The sequence below is a fragment of the Microbacterium rhizomatis genome, from assembly GCF_008710745.1.
In the GTDB taxonomy this organism is placed as follows: domain Bacteria; phylum Actinomycetota; class Actinomycetes; order Actinomycetales; family Microbacteriaceae; genus Microbacterium; species Microbacterium rhizomatis.
The window spans coordinates 1,026,274-1,043,026 of the sequence record NZ_VYSA01000002.1 but is presented as its reverse complement, the minus strand read 5'-3'; the positions used below and the strand labels follow the sequence as shown (position 1 = coordinate 1,043,026).

The following is a 16,753-nucleotide window of genomic DNA, read 5'->3' as shown; positions in this document are numbered from 1 at the left end:
TTTGGTTACAATTCTGGTAACCCCAAATGACTATGGACAGAGGTAAATCTCGTCCGTAGCATCGCGAGCAGACCACGACGAAGAAGTTGAAGGGACCGGACATGGCCGAAAATCTGCAGGACGTTCTGGACGAGGCGGGCAGCACCGTCGAGCATCTGCGCAATTCGCAGCTCGGAACCTACATCTACCCGGTCGTGCCGGCCGAGTTCACCAACTGGCGCCGCGAGCAGATCTCGTGGCGCGAGACGGCGGTGCTCTTCGACCAGTCGCACCACATGGTGAACTTCTTCATGTCGGGCCCGGGCGCGCTGCAGCTGCTGTCCGACACCGGCATCAACAGCTTCGCCAACTTCCCCGTGAACACCGCCAAGCAGTTCGTGCCCACGGCCTCCAACGGCGGGGTGATCGGCGACGGCATCCTCTTCCACGAGGGCGAGAACGAGTACGTCTACGTGGGCCGCGCGCCCGGCGCGAACTGGCTGCAGTTCCACGCCGAGACCGGCGGCTACGACGTCGAGTTCCGCTACGACGACCGATCGCCCTCGCGCCCGTACGGTGCGGCGGTGAATCGCGAGTACTACCGATTCCAGATCCAGGGACCGAACGCCTGGCAGATCATCGAGAAGCTCAACGGCGGACCGATGGAGAAGGTGCGCTTCTTCCACATGGGCGAGATGACCATCGCCGGCGAGAGGGTGCGGACGCTCCGCCACGGCATGGCCGGCGCTCCGGGGCTGGAGCTGTGGGGTCCCTACGCCCACCACGGCAGGATCCGCGACGCGATCCTCGAAGCGGGCCGCGAATTCGGCATCGAGCCCTGCGGCTCGCGGGCGTACTCGTCCAACACGCTGGAGTCGGGTTGGATCCCCTCGCCCCTCCCGGCGATCTACTCGAGCGAGGCCGAGCGGGCGTACCGCGAATGGCTGCCCGCGAACAGCTACGAGGCGATCAACGCCCTCGCGGGATCCTTCGTCTCGGACGACATCGAGGACTACTACCTCAACCCGTGGGAGCTCGGCTACGGCTCGTTCGTCAAGTTCGACCACGACTTCATCGGCCGCGACGCCCTCGAGAGGGTGGATGCCGCGGCCCAGCGCAAGAAGGTCACCCTCGCCTGGAACGACGAAGACCTCGCGAAGCTCCTCACGACGCCCATCGACCGCGAGGGGACCGGGTACCAGGTCTTCGATCTCCCGAACGCGAACTACGGCTCGTCGAACTACGACGCCGTCATCGATGCGAACGGTGACACCATCGGCCTGTCGCTGTTCACCGGCGTGACGGCCAACGAGAAGCGGGGACTGTCGCTCGCCACGGTCGACGCCGGCGTGCCGATCGGCGCCGAGGTACGCGTCGTGTGGGGCGAGCCGGACGGCGGATCGCGAAAGACGACCGTCCAGCCCCACGAGCAGCTCGCCGTGCGCGCGGTCGTCAGCCCGGTGCCGTACGCGGTCACCGCGCGGACCGAGTACCACGGCGGCTGGCGCACCGCGGCGGTCGCCGTCTGAGAGTCGTATGACAGAGGGGCGGATGCTGCAGCATCCGCCCCTCTGCGTTTCGCGCTCGCCTCAGTCGTCGGCGCGATAGACCGTCCGCGCATAGTCGTGGTAGGGCGCGGGGGCGACCGTGGCGCGGATCTCGACCTGCCGGTGGTGTGCGTCGACCGAGCTCTTCTGAGAGATGGGGTCCTCGCCCCACACGATGACGACCTCGGTGCCCTCGACGACGCTGTCGTCGATCGTCGCGAGCGACATGTACAGCTGGTCGAAGGCGACGTACCCGGCATCCGTCGAGATGCCGACGAGCTCGCCCCCGCGGCGCACCTCGTCCATCTGGTAGAAGCCGTAGCGCGCCTTCGGGAAATCGAGGTACTTCGCGGGGATTCCGGGCTCGACCTGCGAGCGCACGACGGCCGCGACGTCCTCCGAGTTCCAGATGAGCGTCGCCTTGCGGCGCCGCGGTGCCGCGGCGTGCTTCTCGAGCGCCTCGCGTCCGTGGAAGTCGTGGTCGAACCGCACCGAGCGGCCGAGTCCGAGGTCGAACGGCGTCATGTAGTAGTCGTGGATGTCAGCGGAGTACAGCGATCCGGCGAGCGATCCGATGCGGGCTGCCGGGAGCCACTCGCGATACTCGGCGAAGTCCTCGTCGAAGATCGCCGGGAACGGCGTCGGCACCCATCCCGCCTCCAGCGGCGTCGACGAGTAGGCCTTCGCCCCGACCCGGCGGATGCCGAAGTCCTCGCCCGCCGCCATGATCGCGTCGAGGACGATCCGGTTGTCCTCCCACGGGCCGAAGAACTCGAAGCCCGGCTGGCCGGCCATGCCGTGACGCAGGGCCTTGACGGGCCGCCCGGCGATCGTCACGTCGCCGATGTGGAAGAACTTGATCTCCGGCGCCGGTCCGCCGAACAGCTTCTCCATGACCGTGTCGGCGTGGGGGCCTTGCAGCTCGTAGCGGTAGAAGGTGGGCGGTCCCTGTCGCATGTGCGAGTTCGGGTCGAGCCGGCTGTACACGTCCTTGCCCGAGGCCTGGGCCTTCTCGACGTTGAAGCGCACCCAGTCGATGAGGATGTGATGTCCGACCAGGACGAGTCCCTCGTCGCCCTCGGTGATGTTGAACAGGATGCCGTCGCCGATGAGATAGCCGTCCTTGTTCACCGAGATCAGCTGCTTGGCCACGCCCGGCCGGAACGTGGCGAACGTGTTGGGTGAGATGCCCTCGAGCATCGGGAGCAGGTCGGCGCCCCAGAGGAACAGCTGCGTCATATGGTGCGACTGGTCCATCAGCGCCACGGAGGTGTTCCACGCGCGCTGCTCGTCGCGCCAGTTCGTGAACTCCGGTGCGACCGGGAACGTGAAAGCGGGCCAGTCCTGGTTGCGCAGGAGTTCCACGGGGCTTCCGGCACGCGCAATGGCCTGCGCAAGGGATTCGTCAGTCATCTTCGACCTTTCGTCGGGAATCCCACGTTAAGAGCCGTCACGCACCCGAGCGCCGCTGTTTCCGTTCAACGGAACCGCGGCGCCGGGGTCCGGGGGCCGGGGTCCGGGTTCGCGGCTCAGGGCGCGGAGTGCGCCCGCGCATCGCCGTGGATCGCGAAGAACTCGCCCTGCGTCCCGCCCACCGCGCGCACCACCGTGTCGTACAGCCAGTCGAGCGCGGCGAGCTGCTGCGTCGTCGTCCGGCGGTAGAGGCACACCTCGACGGGCTGCATCTCGAGCGGCAGGCGGTGCAGGACCAGCGGCCAGCTCTGCGCCCACCCGGTGGCGATCGTGTCGGGCACGGTCGCGATCAGACCCGGGCTCGCCGCGAGCAGTGACGGCAAAGAGGCGAAGTGGTTCACCACGACGTCGGAGCGCAGCGCCGCTCCGGCCCGACGCAGGGCCGACTCGAGGCGCGGGAGGCCCGAGTCGCCCGACACGACGACCTGGTCGGCGTTGATGTAGTCCTCGACCGTGATGCCCGCGGTGGTGCCGGCCAGCCGGTGGTCGCGCGACATGAGCACGGCGTAGGCCTGCGACTTGAGCACGATGTGCGGGAAGCCGCCGTCGACGGGTGAGGACGTGACCGCGAGGTCGATCGTTCCCTGGGAAAGCCATTCGGGAAGCGCCTGGACATCCAGGGGCACGGCCTCGATGCGCACGTGCGGGGATGCTGTGCGCACCGCACGGAAGATCGACGGGAAGTAGCCGATCTCGCCGAGCTCCGACAGCGCGATCCGGCAACGCCGGGTCGAGAGTGCGGGGTCGAACCCCACGACACCGTCGATCGTGCGGTCGATCCCGGCGAGAGCATCCCGGAATCCGGGGAACAGACTGACTGCGAGCGCGCTCGGCTCCATCTCGCGCCCGACCCGCCGGAAAAGCGGATCGTTCAGCTCCCGGCGCAGTCGGGCCAGTGCCTGACTCACGGCCGGCTGGGTGACGTACAGGCGCGCACCGGCCGCGGTCAGGCTGCGGGTTTCGTAGATCGCGACGAACGATCGGATGAGGTTGAGGTCCACGATGCGCCGGCTTAGGCATCCTTTCCACTCGATAAGCACTGCTTATGGACGATCGTAGGCCCGGTACCTGTCCGTGCATAGCATGGAGGAATTCGGAACGAAGGAGTTCTCATGACTGAAACGCTCGCTCAGGCCATCGCCCGTGCCGGGAGTCCCGTCGCGCTGCTGCGCAACGCGCAGTCCCGCCCGACGGTCTTCCCGGTGACGCCGGAGTTCAGCAACTGGCGCTCGGAGCAGCTCGCCTGGCGGACGTCCGTGGCGCTCCTCGACCAGTCGCACCACATGACAGATCTGTTTATCAGTGGCCCCGACGCGCTGCGGTTGCTCTCCGACGTCGGCGTCAACAGCTTCGCGACATTCCAGGTCGATCAGGCCAAGCAGTTCATCGCGGTCAATCACGAGGGATATCTGATCGGTGACGCGATCCTGTTCCACCTCGCGGAGCAGTCGTTCGACCTGGTCGGATGGCACATGGTGCTCGACTGGGTGCAGTACCACGGTGAGACCGGCGATTACGACGTCGCGTTCGAGCGCGACGCGTCGTCGGCCGTGCGGCAGGGTGACCCGAAGCTGTACCGCTACGAGATCCAGGGCCCGAACGCACTCGCGCTGATGGAGAAGGCGACCGGCGCACCCGTTCCGCCGACCAGGTTCTTCGGGATGACGACCTTCACGATCGACGGGATCACGGTCAGATCGTTGCGCCACGGCATGGCGGGTCAGCCCGGGTTCGAGCTGTTCGGCCCGTGGGCCGAGGGCGAGCGCGTCCGCTCGGCGCTCATTGCAGCCGGGGAGGACCTCGATCTCGTGCTCGTCGGATCGAAGGCGTACTCGTCGGCGAACCTCGAATCCGCATGGGTTCCTTCGCCGCTCCCCGCGATCTTCTCCGGCGAGGGGACGGCGGCGTACCGCGAATGGCTCCCCGTCGCGCGCACCGGGTCGCTCGCCGGCAGCTTCGACTCCGACGACATCGAGGACTTCTACCTCACCCCGTACGACCTCGGATACGGTCGCAGCGTCGCGTTCGACCACGACTTCATCGGCCGCGCCGCGCTCGAACGCCACGCGGCGGAGCAGAAGCGGGTGAAGGTCACGCTCGTGTGGAACCCCGACGATGTGGCGGCGGCGATGCGCTCGCTGTTCGAGCCCGGCATCCCGGCGAAGTACATCGACCTCCCGAAGGCCCGCTACGGCCAGCATCAGGTGGACCGCGTGCTGAGCGACGGGAAGGATGTCGGCATCTCGCACGACGTCGGCTACATCACGAACGAGCACGCCTTCGTGTCTCTCGCGAGCATCGAGACGGCGTTCTCCGAGCCCGGCACCGAGGTCGAGGTGGTGTGGGGTGAGGAGCCGAACTCGCACAAGCCCGCCGTCGAGCCCCACCGCCAGGTGACGATCCGCGCGACGGTGCAGCCGGCGCCGTACTCCGCGTTCGCGCGCGAGCACTATCGCACGACCTAGCCCCCGCGCCCCCGCGCCCCCGTCCCCCCCCCCGCGAGACCGGATAGGCGCCACGAGAAGGTGACAGACGCACCCTGTCTCGTGGCGCCTATCCGGTCTCGCGGAAAAAGGAGGGGGGGAGAGGGGGGCGGGGGGTCAGGGGAGGTCGCGGAGCGCCGCGATGACGCTCTGCAGGTGCACGCGCACCGCGCGCTCGGCGGCCTCGGGATCGCGCGCGACGATCGCGTCGATGATCGCCGCATGCTCCAGCACCGAGATCTTGGCCCGCTGAGGCCGCGACGACAGCTTGAACTGGTGCCGCACGCTCTGGGCGTGCAGCCTGCCCAGCACGTCCGATGCCGTGGCGTGCCCGCTGAGGGCGCGCACCCGCTGATCGAGCAGTCGGTTCAGCCGGGAGTACTCGACGAGGTCGCCCTCCGCGACGGAATCCACCATGTCCTGGCGGAGCCGGAGAAGCTCGTGGACGTGCTCGTCGTCGATCGATTCCGCAGTCTTGGCGGCGCACAGGCCTTCCACACCGATCCGCACCTCGAGGATCTCGATCGCCTCCTCGAGCGAGATCGCCCGCACGCGCGAGCCGCGATTGGGCAGCCGCTCGACGAGGCCCTCATTGGCGAGTTCGAGAAGGGCGGTGCGGACCGTCGCGCGGCTGGCCGAGAACGTGTCGCTCAGGTCGGCCTCGATGAGCCGTTGGTTGGGGGCGTAGTCGCCGCGCACGATCGCGCTGCGGATGATGTCCGTGACACGTGCGTCGGACCCTTCGGCGGTTGCGTCCTGCACGATCGTCGACATCGGACCTCCTCGTCCGCGCCGTCGCGCGGATCTCCCACCACTATTGTCAACAATATAGAGGCGGACGCCTCGTACGGGAGGTTCCGCTGTGCATATCGCTGTCGTGGGTCTGGGTGAAGCGGGAAGCATCTACGCCGCCGATCTGGCGGCGCGAGGTGCGACGGTGACCGGCACCGATCCCCGCGTGGATGCCGGGCCGGAGGGCGTCGTCGTCCGCCCGGACATCGCTGCCGCCGTACGCGGAGCCGCGCTCGTGCTCAGCCTGGTCGGAGCGGATGCCGCAGCATCCGTCTTCGCGGAGGCGGCCCCGGCGATGCCCGCGGGAGGTGTCTTCGCCGACATGAACACGAACTCGCCGGAGGCCAAGCGGCGGCTCGCTGCCGAGGCGGCCGAGCGCGGCATCCCCTTCGTGGACGTCGCGATCCTCGCCCCCGTGCCGCGCGCTCGGATCGACACGCCCCTGCTCCTGAGCGGCACCGGCGCGCACCGGCTCACCCTGCTCTTGAACGAGGTCGGGATCGGCGCAACGGTCGTCGACGGCGAGGCGGGCGCGGCCGCTCAGCTCAAGCTGCTGAGGAGCGTGTTCATGAAGGGTCTGGCCGCCGTCGTCTACGAGAGCGCAGAAGCGGCGGATGCCGTCGGCGCGCGGCAGTGGGTCCTCGACCAGATCGCCGCCGAGCTCGGGACCGGCGGCGACGAGGTCGTGCGGCACCTGCTGGAGGGCACGGCCAAGCATGCGGTGCGGCGCGAGACGGAGATGCGCGAAGTGCGCACGATGCTTGTCGCGCTCGGCGCTCGCCATTCCGTCACCGACGGGACGATCGAGTGGATGCGCGTGCTCGCGGAGCGGTCGGGTCACGCCGCGGGGTGATCAGCCCCAGACGCCGGCGGCGATGGCGACCGTGGCCTCGATCTTGGCCCACTGCTCGGCCTCGGTCAGGACGTTGCCCTCTTCGGTCGAGGCGAAACCGCACTGCGGGCTCAGCGCGAGCTGGTCGAGCGGGGCGATCGCGGCCGCCTCATCGATCCGGCGCTTGAGCTCGTTGGGGTCTTCGAGCGTTCCGGACTTGGTCGTGACGAGCCCGAGCTCCACGACCTTGTCGCCCTTGGGCAGGAACCGCAGCGGCTCGAAACCGCCGGCGCGCTCGCTGTCGTACTCGAGGAAGTAGCCGTCGAACGTCGTCTCGCCCAGCAGCTGCTCGGCGACGGGCTCGTAGCCTCCCGAAGAGATCCAGGTGGAGCGGAAGTTGCCGCGGCAGACGTGCGTCGTGATCACCATGTCGGCGGGCTTGTCGCGCAGCGACGCATTGATGAGCGCGGCGTAGCGCTCCGCAAGATGATCGGTCCGGATGCCGCGCTCGGCCGCCTTCGCGAGCTCGTCGGCCGAACAGAGGTAGGCCCATGCCGTGTCGTCGAACTGGAGGTAGCGGCATCCCGCGTCGTAGAAGGCCTGCACCGCAGCACGATAGGTCGCGGCCAAGTCGTCGAAGATGTCGTCGTGACCGCCGTACTGCGACCCCTCGAGCGCGTCGCGCTCGAGCCGGAAGTCGAGCACCGTGGGGGCCGGGATGCTGAACTTCGGGACCACGCCCGCGGCCTCGGCGACGGGCTTCAGGAAGCGGAAGTGGTCGAGCATCGGGTGGTCAGCCGGAAAGCCGACCGGTCCGTCGATGTGCAGACCGAGCGGGCGCGTCTGCACACCCTGGAACTGGATGCCGTGGTCGAGCTCGACGACGTTCACGCCGTCGAGCATCCCGAAGAAGTCGAAATGCCACCACGAACGGCGGAACTCGCCGTCCGTCGCGAGCTGCAGGCCCGCCTCGGCCTCACGGGCGACGAGGGCGGTGATGGCCTCGTCCTCCACAGCGCGGAGGGCTGCGTCGTCGATCTCACCTGCGGCGCGCTGTGCTCGGGCTGCCTTGACCGAGTCGGGACGGAGGAAGCTGCCGACGATGTCGGCGCGGAAAGGGGGGTTCACAGACATGCCGTCAGCCTACGGGAGGCGCCGACACCGGCGCATTGTGCGCCGCGCCGTCACCCGCGGCGGTCGGAGAGAGCGACTCGAGGTACTCCATCGACCGCACCGAGGAGGTGACGAGCGGACGGAACCGGCCCCCCGGCGTTGCCGCGGGATGCCCCGTCGGCAGATACGCCCCTCGCAGGTCGGCCGAGATCGCGCGGGCCGCACGGGTCAGCAGCTCGATGTGGGGCAGGGGAGGCGTGTCGTCGTTGGCGACCACGACGCTGATCGCGGCGATCACGTCGCGGTGGGCGCCGTACACCGGCACCGCGATCCCGCGGGAGTCTTCGTGGATATGACCGTCGCTCACGGCCCACCCGTCTGCGCGCACGCGCCGCAGCGCGGCCCGCAGCTGCCGTTCGGACGCGATCGTGTGCGGGGTGTACCGCCGCAGCGGGTGCGAGAGCACCTCATCCACGAGTTCCTGCCCCGCGTACGCGAGCAGGACCAGGCCGCTCGATGACGCGTGCAGCGGGATGCGTCCGCCGATCAGCGTGGCGTTCACCACCGCGTCCTTGACCGAGAGCCGGTCGAGGAAGACGACCTCGGTGCCGCTCAGGACGCCGAGCTGCACGTGCTGGCGCACCCGGGCGTGCACGGCGTGCAGGTGGGGACGCGCGAGTTCGCGCAGACCGAGCGCCCCCGGCGTGCGGCAGGCGAGCTCCCACAGTCGGACGCCGAGCCGGTAGGTGCGGTCGGGGAGACGCTCCAGGAGTCCCTCCGCCTCGAGCTCGGCGACGAGTCGGTGCGTCGAGGAGGGGGCCAGACCCGCTCGAGCCGCGATCTCGGACAGCGACAGGAAGGGGACGGCCGCCTCGAACGCGGCGAGGATGCGCAGGTGCTTGCTGAGGACCGACTGGCCTTGGGATGCTCGCGCCACCGCTCCCCCTCCGTGCTCGCACCGTGCGATGCGGCCGCAAGCATACGGCCGATTTCCATTGAACGGAACCGCCGGTGTGTGCGCGTCGTCCCACCGCGTAGCGTGTGGGCTCCCGTGGGGCGCGCGGGGCGCGAGATCACGAACCGGTCACCGATCCTCAAACTCGTTCCAAAATCGTTGACAATCTCGTCGCACATCCCTAGCGTCGAACACACCGCGGTCCACGGGCCGCAGCTTTTCCCGAGCGACGACGTGAGCAACGATGCGAGCAGGAGAGGTCACGCATGGCGGCAGGGCTTCGACTCAGCGATGTGTCACTGCGCTTCGGGGGCATCAGAGTGCTCGAGGACGTGAGCTTCGAGGTCGAGCCCGGGTCGATCTTCGGACTGGTCGGGCCGAACGGCGCAGGCAAGACGTCGCTCTTCAACTGCATCAGCGGGCACTATCGGCCGAGCTCGGGCTCGATCACGATCGACGGCGACGAGGTGCTCGGGCTCGCGCCCGCGAAACTCGCCAGGCACGGCCTGGCGCGGACGTTCCAGCATCCGGCCCTGCAGCTGGATGCCTCGGTGCTCGAGAACGTGATGCTCGGCGGCCACTCGGAGCTTCCGGGCGGACCGATGTCGTGGGCCGTGAGACTGCCTTTCACGAGCAGGTCCGAGCGGGACCTGCGCGCCCGTGCCGAAGGCCTGCTGGAGCGCCAGAACCTGGGCTGGGCACAGGATCTCCCGGCGGGCGAGCTCAGCCACGGACTGCACAAGGGTGTCGAGCTGTGCCGGGCGCTGATCATGAACCCGTCGCTCCTCCTGCTGGATGAACCGGCCGCCGGGCTCTCGCACGGCGAGGTCGAGCAGTTCATCGCCACGGTCAGGCGCCTGCGCGACGACGACGACATCACCGTCGTGATCGTGGAGCACCACATGGGTCTGATCTCCGCCCTCACCGATCGCGTGGTGGTTCTCGACCACGGCAGGAAGCTCATGGAGGGCAGCGCCGCAGAAGCCCAGTCGGATCCGCGGGTGATCGAGGCGTACCTCGGAAAGGACGCGGCCGATGACGCTGCTTGAGCTCGTCGACGTCAGCGCGTCGTACGGACCGGTCCAGGTGCTCGAGAGCGTCTCGCTGGCCGTGCCCGAAGGCGGAGCGGTCGGCATCCTCGGAGCGAACGGCGCGGGCAAGACCACCACCCTCCGCGCGATCAGCGGCACGGTCCGCACCGCGGGGCGGATCGCGTTCGACGGACGCGAGCTGCGCGGACTGGGCCCGGATCGCGTCGCCGCGCTCGGCATCGCGCACGTGCCGGAGGGCCGGGGAACGCTCACGCAGCTCACCGTGCGCGAGAACCTCCGGGTCGGCGCCTACCTGCGCAAGGACCGCAAGGCGATCGCCGCCGACATCGACTACTGCCTCGACCTGTTCCCGCAGCTGCAGGACCGCATCGGGTCCAGCGCCGCCGCGCTCTCCGGCGGCGAGCAGCAGATGCTCGCCGTCGGCAGGGCGTTCATGGCCAGGCCCCGCCTTCTGCTGCTGGACGAGGCATCCCTCGGGCTCGCCCCCGGAACAGCCAAGAACGTCTACGAGGCGATCGGACGCCTTCGAAAGGAGTCGGGCATCGCGATGCTCATCGTGGAGCAGAACGCCAATCTCGCCTTCACCCTCGTCGACACCGCGACGGTGCTCGAGACCGGTCGCAACGCTTTGACCGGAACGTCGGCGGAGCTCAAGGGCATGGACGAGATCCGCCGCGCCTACCTGGGGGGCTGACGTGGGCACCTTCATCCAGCTGGTCATCGACGGACTGTCGACGGGATCGATCTACGGAGCGCTCGCACTGGCGATCGTCCTGGTCAACCAGGCGACCGGACTCATCAACTTCGCGCAGGGCGGGATGGCGGTGCTGTCGGCCTACATCGCGTACGCGTTCACGCAGATCGGCCTCCCCGTGCTGGTCGCCATCCTCATCGCCGTCGTCGTGTCGTTCTTCATCGGCGCGATCGTCGAGCGGTTCCTCGTCCGTCGCTTCGAGCGGGGCGACCCCGACACGGCGGTCGTCGTCACGATCGGCATCCTCACCCTGGTCACGGGTATCTGCGCGTGGATCTGGGGCTACAACAACCGTCAGTTCCCGTCGCTCTTCCCGCTCGACAGCATCGACGTCTTCGGCGCGGTCATCAGCATCCGCTCGCTCGGCACGATCCTCGCGATCATCCTCATCATGATCGTGCTGCAGCTGCTGTTCATGCGCACGAAGCTGGGGCTGGCGCTGCGCGCCGTCGCGATCAACCCCGAGTCGGCTGCGCTGTCCGGCCTGCCCGTCGGGCGGCTGCTCATGGTCGGCTGGGGGCTCGCCGCCTCGCTGGGGGCCGTGGCAGGCTCGCTCGTCGCACCTCAACTGACCCTCACCCCGGGCATGCTCGACACTGCCCTGGTCTACGCCCTCGCCGCCGTCATCATCGGAGGACTCACGAGTCCGATCGGAGCGGTCGTGGCGGCGTGGCTCATCGGGGTGCTGGAGAACCTTGCGGCCGTGTACGTGCCGTTCATCGGCTTCGACCTCAAGATCGCCGTGCCGTTCGTGCTCGTCTTCGTCGTGCTGATCCTCCGTCCGCAGGGCCTGTTCGGCCGCAAAGTCGTGGTGCGCGTCTGATGGCCGCCACGGCAGAGGTGCAGACGAGGATGCCAGGGCCCGGGGCATCCGGATTCCTCCGGCGGCCGTGGGTGCGCGGGGCGCTCATCGCGCTCGTGATCGTGCTGTTGATCGTCGCACCGCTCGTGCTGCCGCAGTTCGCCAACCAGACCCTCATCCGCATCGGGGTGTATGCGGTCGCAGTCCTGGGCTTGAACATCGTCATGGGGTACGGCGGCCAGGTGAACCTCGGCCAGATCTTCTTCCTGGGTCTGGGTGCCTACGTGACCGCCTACGGCGTGATGAACGACTGGAACATCGTCCTCACCTTCGCGGCCGCCTGCCTCATCCCGGCAGCGGTGGGCCTGGCCGTCGCCCTGGCGGCCGCCCGCCTGGGCGGTCTGGCCATCGCGATGGTGACGATCGCGCTGCCGATCGTCGGTGTGCCGCTCGCCAAACGACTCTCCGACCTGACCGGGGGCTCGCAAGGTGTCTCGGCGCGGTTCTCGGACGCGCCGGAATGGACCGGGCTCTACGACGACCAGTGGCAGTTCTACATCGTGCTCCTCATCGCCGGGGTGTCGTTCCTGCTCGCACGCAACTTCGTCCGCGGCAAGTTCGGCCGCGCGCTCGCGATCGTCAAGGCGAACGAGTCGGTCGCATCGTCGATGGGGATCTCGCCCTATCGCTACAAAGTGCTCACCTTCACCGTCGCGTCGCTGTTCGGCGGAGTTAGCGGCTTCCTCTATATGGTCGCCGTGCAGTACACGTCGCCCGAGACCCTCAGCTTCGGGCATTCGATCAGCCTGCTGGCGGCGATGGTGATCGGCGGCGCAGGGAGCATGATCGGCTCGCTGATCGGCGGCGCGTACTACGTCTTCGTCCCGCAGGCCACGGCCGCGATCGATCCCAATCTCACGACGATCATCCAGGGCGTGATCCTCCTCGTCGTCCTCTTCGTGCTCCCCGGCGGACTGGTCAGCCTGCCCCGCCGAATCCGCAGCCTGGCGCGACGCAGAGGGCCGCGCGGTGCGGGCCCGAACACCCCACAGACCGCTTCGGAGGCGAGCCCGGGGCAGGGCTCGACGCCGGAGGGACCCGAACACACAGAGAGGCAAGGTCAGGCATGAACATGCGAAAGAGAGCAGGAGGGCTGGTCGGCGCCGTCGCCGTGGCATCCATCATCGCGCTCACCCTCGCGGGGTGTTCCCGCGGGGGAGACAGCGGAGGGGGCGCATCCGGCAGCGGAGCGGCGGCGAGTCCCGGCATCACCGACACGACCCTCACATTCGGCATCACGAGTCCGCTGACCGGCGCGACGGCGGGCCCGGGCAACTGCACGGTCGACGGCGCGACCGCGTACTTCGACGCGAAGAACGACGCCGGCGGCATCACCTTCGGCGACGGCAAGACGCGCAAGGTCGAGATCAAGGCCTACGACGACGCCTACGACCCGCAGAAGGCTCTCGCGAACTTCCAGCAGATGGTCTCGGACGGTGTCTTCGCCGCAGGCGTGGGCCTGGGCACCCCGACCAATCGCGCGTGGCGCGAGGCGGCGATCGCCGAGGGCGTCCCGCAGGTGCTGGTCATGACCGGCGACCCCCTCTTCAGCGATCGCACGCAGAGCCCCGAGCAGCTCGGACTCGTGCCGATCTACCAGCAGGAGGGCGCCGCCTTCGGCGAGCTCCTGGCGTCCTCGACCGCGCCGCACAAGGTCGCGATCCTCTCGCAGAACGACGACTACGGGAAGGGGTACGTCGAGGGCTTCACGGAGGCCATCGCGGGCGCGAGCAACATCGAGGTCGTGAAGTCGCTGACATATGAAGCGACCGACACGTCGGTGGATGCGCAGCTGACCGAGCTGGCGGCATCCGGAGCGGACGTCTTCTTCAACGCGATGTCGATCACTCCCCTGGTGATCTCCTCGCTGCAGAAGGCTCAGCAGATCGGCTGGCTGCCGAGCTGGTTCCTGCCCTCGAACACCTCGAGTCCTTCGGCGATCCTCGAGCCGGGTGGCGGCTCGGCTTTCCCCGGGATCTACTCGGTCGCCTTCTCGCAGTCCGCCGCCAGCCCGACCTTCGCCGGCACCGACGACGGCAAGGCCTTCCTCGACGCGATCGCGAAGTACACCAAGCAGGACGGCGTCCCGGCGTTCCCGCACTGCGTGTGGAGCTGGATCGCCGCGGCGACGCTCGAACAGGCGTTCATGAAGATGACGGAGCCGACGCGCGAGAGCTTCATGACGGCCCTCGAGAGCATCAGCGATTTCAAGGCCCCGCTGATGCTCGATGGATCGACGATCGACACCACGCAGGACGGCAAGCCCGCCGTGTCGGCAGTGCAGGTCCAGAAGTTCAACGGGAAGGGCTACGCCCCCGCGACGACCTTCGGGTGAGCCCGTTCCGGACCCGCGACGACCTTTCGGGTGAGCCCGTTCCGGACCCGCGACGACCTTTCGGGTGAGCCTGTTCCGGACCCGCGACAGACGACCGCCCGCTCCCTCTCCGGGGGCGGGCGGTCGTCGTCCGCCGCCCCTCCGTCCCCGCCCCTCCGTCCCTACCGTCCGCGAGACGGTATGGGCGGGACGAGACCGGGGGCTTCTACCGGGGTCTCGTGCCGCATATCCGGTCTCGCGGTGAGAGGGGCGGGGGACGGGGGCGGGGGGCAGGGGGTGGGGGGGGGGTCAGCGGAGCTTGCGGCGGTAGATTGCGATCGCCCAGATGTAGGCCACCACGAGGATGCCCACGAGCCAGGCGAGCGCGACCCAGATGTCGGTGCCGACCGGCTGCTGGGCGAACAGCGCACGCAGCGTGTCGACGATCGAGGTGACGGGCTGGTTCTCGGCGAACCACGCGACAGGGCCGGGCATCGAGGCGGTGGGCACGAAGGCCGAGCTGATGAACGGCAGGAAGATCAGCGGGTAGCTGAACGCGCTCGCGCCGTCGACGGTCTTCGCCGAGAGCCCGGCGATCACGGCGAGCCAGGTCAGCGCCAGCGTGAACAGGATCAGGATGCCGACGACGGCCAGCCACGCACCCACCGACGCACCGGTGCGGAACCCCATGATCAGCGCCACCGCGACCACGATCGCGATCGACACGAGATTGGCGACCACCGAGGTCAGGACGTGGGCCCACAGCACGCTCGACCGGGCGATCGGCATCGACTGGAAGCGGTCGAAGATGCCCCCCTGCATGTCGAGGAACAGCCGATACGCGGTGTACGCCACTCCTGAGGCGATGGTGATGAGCAGGATGCCGGGGAGCATGTAGTCGATGTACGACTCGCTCGAGCCGATCGAGATCGCGCCGCCCAGCACATAGACGAACAGGAGCATGAGCGCCACGGGGGTGACCGCGGTCGTGATGATCGTGTCGGGGCTGCGGAGGATGTGGCGCAGCGACCTGCCGGTCAGGACGCCGGTGTCGCTGAGGACGTACGTGGTCATCGTGATTCCTTTCCGGTGTCGCCCACCAGGGCGAGGAAGACCTCCTCGAGGGAGGGCTGCTTCTCGACGTACTCCACCCGGGCGGGCGGCAGGAGCTGCTTCAGCTCTGCGAGGGTGCCGTTCTGGATGATCGTGCCCTCATGGAGGATCGCGATCCGGTCGGCGAGGTGCTCCGCCTCATCGAGGTACTGGGTGGTCAGGAGGACCGTCGTGCCCCCCTTGGCCAGCTGCTGGACGGTCTGCCACACCTCGATGCGCGCCTGCGGATCGAGCCCGGTGGTGGGTTCGTCGAGGAAGATGACGGGCGGGTCGCCGATGAGACTCATCGCGATGTCGAGGCGGCGGCGCATCCCTCCGGAGTACGTGCCCGCCTTGCGGTCGGCCGCGTCCGCGAGCGAGAAGCGGGCCAGCAGCTCGTCGGCGATGGCACGAGGCTTGCTCAGATGACGGAGCCGGGCCACCAGCACCAGGTTCTCGCGACCGCTCAGCACTTCATCGACCGCGGCGAACTGCCCGGTGAGACTGATCGAGCGGCGCACGTCGTCGGGGGCCTCCGCGACGCCGAAGCCGGCGACGGCAGCGGTGCCGGCGTCGGCCTTCAGCAGGGTAGAGAGGATCCGGACGAGAGTGGTCTTGCCGGCGCCGTTGGAGCCGAGGAGCGCGAAGATGCTCCCCGGCGCCACGTCGAAGTCGACGCCGCGGAGGACATGGAGGTCCTTGAAGGACTTCTCGATCCCACGGACGCTGATCGCGGCATCCATGATCAGTCCTTCGTCCCGCGCTCGGGGTCGTCGTCGCCGAGTCCCCGAATGGTGTCGGACAAGCGGGCGCGCTCCTTATCGATCCAGCGCTTGCCCGAGTACGCGGCCGCGAACGCCTCGGCGAACTCGACCGGGTCCTCGCCGACGATCTCGTCCACGGGCGTCCCGTCGGCGGCTGCACGCTCCCACAGATCGGCGAAGTCGTTCAGCATCGTGATCATCATCGCGGGGTCGCCATCGGTGATCCCGCCGTTGTACATGAAGTAGCGCTCGAAGGCCTTCGCGGCTGTTCGGTGCGGCTCGGGCAGCGCGGCTATCCGGGCCTTGTACTGCCGGTAGGCCTTCTTGTCGTCGAGCGATCCTGTGAGGAACTCGATCCATTTCGCGGCCATCTCAGTTCTCTCCTTCTGTGTGTGCTGCGTTGTCGGTCTGGAGCTTTCCGATGCGTTCGGAGAGGAAGCTCCAGGTCCTCCAGAACTCTTCGAGCTGCGCGCGACCCGTCGCGTTCAGCGAGTACACCTTGCGGGGCGGCCCCTTCTCCGAGGGCACCTTCTCGACGTCGACCATCCCGCGCTGCTCGATACGCACGAGCAGTGCGTACACGGTGCCCTCCACGAGGTCGGAGAAGCCCTGGTCGCGCAGTCGCGCGGTGATCTCGTAGCCGTAGGCCGGCTGCGTCGACAGCACCGCGAGGACGATGCCCTCGAGAGTGCCCTTGAGCATCTCGGTCATCTGGTTGCCCATGCCCACCTCCTTCATCTA

General features: G+C 68.4%; 17 protein-coding genes. 8 read left to right on the top strand and 9 right to left on the bottom strand.

From position 1 onward, the window contains the following. Positions 1-101: 101 nt before the first annotated feature. The gene (gene ligM, locus F6B43_RS13145; protein ID WP_150449362.1) at positions 102-1,508 is read left to right on the top strand and encodes a vanillate/3-O-methylgallate O-demethylase; all 1,407 of its coding nucleotides are present in this window, start codon (positions 102-104) and stop codon (positions 1,506-1,508) included. A 60-nt stretch (positions 1,509-1,568) separates the two neighbouring features. Here the strand turns inward: ligM and F6B43_RS13140 are convergent, their stop codons facing one another. Further along, a complete protein-coding gene (locus F6B43_RS13140; protein ID WP_150449361.1) occupies positions 1,569-2,939 on the bottom strand; it encodes an aminomethyltransferase family protein in 1,371 nt (456 codons plus the stop codon). A 116-nt stretch (positions 2,940-3,055) separates the two neighbouring features. Then, positions 3,056-4,000, bottom strand: a complete 945-nt coding sequence (locus F6B43_RS13135; protein ID WP_170285660.1) for a LysR family transcriptional regulator — start codon at positions 3,998-4,000, stop codon at positions 3,056-3,058. 111 nt (positions 4,001-4,111) lie between these two features. Between F6B43_RS13135 and F6B43_RS13130 the strand changes: the two genes are divergently transcribed. Continuing rightward, the gene (locus tag F6B43_RS13130; RefSeq protein WP_150449359.1) at positions 4,112-5,464 is read left to right on the top strand and encodes an aminomethyltransferase family protein; all 1,353 of its coding nucleotides are present in this window, start codon (positions 4,112-4,114) and stop codon (positions 5,462-5,464) included. 135 nt (positions 5,465-5,599) lie between these two features. On the opposite strand, the gene F6B43_RS13125 is transcribed toward F6B43_RS13130, so the two are convergent. Further along, a complete protein-coding gene (locus F6B43_RS13125) occupies positions 5,600-6,256 on the bottom strand; it encodes a GntR family transcriptional regulator (protein ID WP_150449358.1) in 657 nt (218 codons plus the stop codon). Positions 6,257-6,344: 88 nt separating this feature from the next. Here F6B43_RS13125 and F6B43_RS13120 point away from each other — a divergent pair, with 88 nt between their 5' ends. Continuing rightward, entirely contained in the window at positions 6,345-7,127 is a 783-nt protein-coding gene (locus F6B43_RS13120; protein WP_150449357.1) for an NAD(P)-dependent oxidoreductase, read from the top strand. On the opposite strand, the gene F6B43_RS13115 is transcribed toward F6B43_RS13120, so the two are convergent. Continuing rightward, on the bottom strand, positions 7,128-8,240 hold the full coding sequence (locus F6B43_RS13115) for a 5-methyltetrahydropteroyltriglutamate--homocysteine S-methyltransferase (RefSeq protein ID WP_150449356.1): 1,113 nt from the start codon (positions 8,238-8,240) through the stop codon (positions 7,128-7,130). It abuts the gene before it with no gap. 4 nt (positions 8,241-8,244) lie between these two features. Further along, positions 8,245-9,156 carry an IclR family transcriptional regulator gene (locus tag F6B43_RS13110; RefSeq protein WP_150449355.1) on the bottom strand — a complete coding sequence of 304 codons (912 nt, stop codon included), beginning with the start codon at positions 9,154-9,156 and terminating at the stop codon, positions 8,245-8,247. A 284-nt stretch (positions 9,157-9,440) separates the two neighbouring features. On the opposite strand from F6B43_RS13110, the gene F6B43_RS13105 reads away from it, so the two are divergent. The 5 genes from F6B43_RS13105 to F6B43_RS13085 are packed head-to-tail and all read left to right on the top strand — an operon-like array spanning position 9,441 to position 14,177. Continuing rightward, complete coding sequence (locus F6B43_RS13105) at positions 9,441-10,223, top strand: ABC transporter ATP-binding protein (protein ID WP_150449354.1); 783 nt, start codon at positions 9,441-9,443, stop codon at positions 10,221-10,223. Next, the gene (locus tag F6B43_RS13100) at positions 10,210-10,920 is read left to right on the top strand and encodes an ABC transporter ATP-binding protein (protein WP_150449353.1); all 711 of its coding nucleotides are present in this window, start codon (positions 10,210-10,212) and stop codon (positions 10,918-10,920) included. The genes F6B43_RS13105 and F6B43_RS13100 overlap by 14 nt, the downstream gene beginning before the upstream one ends. A gap of 1 nt (position 10,921) precedes the next feature. Beyond that, on the top strand, positions 10,922-11,803 hold the full coding sequence (locus tag F6B43_RS13095) for a branched-chain amino acid ABC transporter permease (RefSeq protein ID WP_150449352.1): 882 nt from the start codon (positions 10,922-10,924) through the stop codon (positions 11,801-11,803). Beyond that, on the top strand, positions 11,803-12,912 hold the full coding sequence (locus F6B43_RS13090) for a branched-chain amino acid ABC transporter permease (protein ID WP_246159936.1): 1,110 nt from the start codon (positions 11,803-11,805) through the stop codon (positions 12,910-12,912). Before F6B43_RS13095 ends, F6B43_RS13090 begins: the two co-directional genes overlap by 1 nt. Positions 12,913-12,914: 2 nt before the next feature. Then, a complete protein-coding gene (locus F6B43_RS13085) occupies positions 12,915-14,177 on the top strand; it encodes an ABC transporter substrate-binding protein (protein ID WP_150449351.1) in 1,263 nt (420 codons plus the stop codon). Positions 14,178-14,465: 288 nt separating this feature from the next. Here the strand turns inward: F6B43_RS13085 and F6B43_RS13080 are convergent, their stop codons facing one another. Genes F6B43_RS13080 through F6B43_RS13065 form a run of 4 tightly spaced genes read right to left on the bottom strand, consistent with a single transcriptional unit; the run spans position 14,466 to position 16,735 of the window. Further along, complete coding sequence (locus tag F6B43_RS13080) at positions 14,466-15,230, bottom strand: ABC transporter permease (RefSeq protein ID WP_150449350.1); 765 nt, start codon at positions 15,228-15,230, stop codon at positions 14,466-14,468. Further along, on the bottom strand, positions 15,227-15,991 hold the full coding sequence (locus F6B43_RS13075; protein ID WP_211368132.1) for an ABC transporter ATP-binding protein: 765 nt from the start codon (positions 15,989-15,991) through the stop codon (positions 15,227-15,229). Before F6B43_RS13075 ends, F6B43_RS13080 begins: the two co-directional genes overlap by 4 nt. A gap of 2 nt (positions 15,992-15,993) precedes the next feature. Further along, positions 15,994-16,383, bottom strand: a complete 390-nt coding sequence (locus F6B43_RS13070) for a DUF1048 domain-containing protein (protein WP_150449348.1) — start codon at positions 16,381-16,383, stop codon at positions 15,994-15,996. Between the two features lies 1 nt (position 16,384). Next, positions 16,385-16,735 carry a PadR family transcriptional regulator gene (locus tag F6B43_RS13065; protein WP_150449347.1) on the bottom strand — a complete coding sequence of 117 codons (351 nt, stop codon included), beginning with the start codon at positions 16,733-16,735 and terminating at the stop codon, positions 16,385-16,387. Positions 16,736-16,753: the final 18 nt, after the last annotated feature.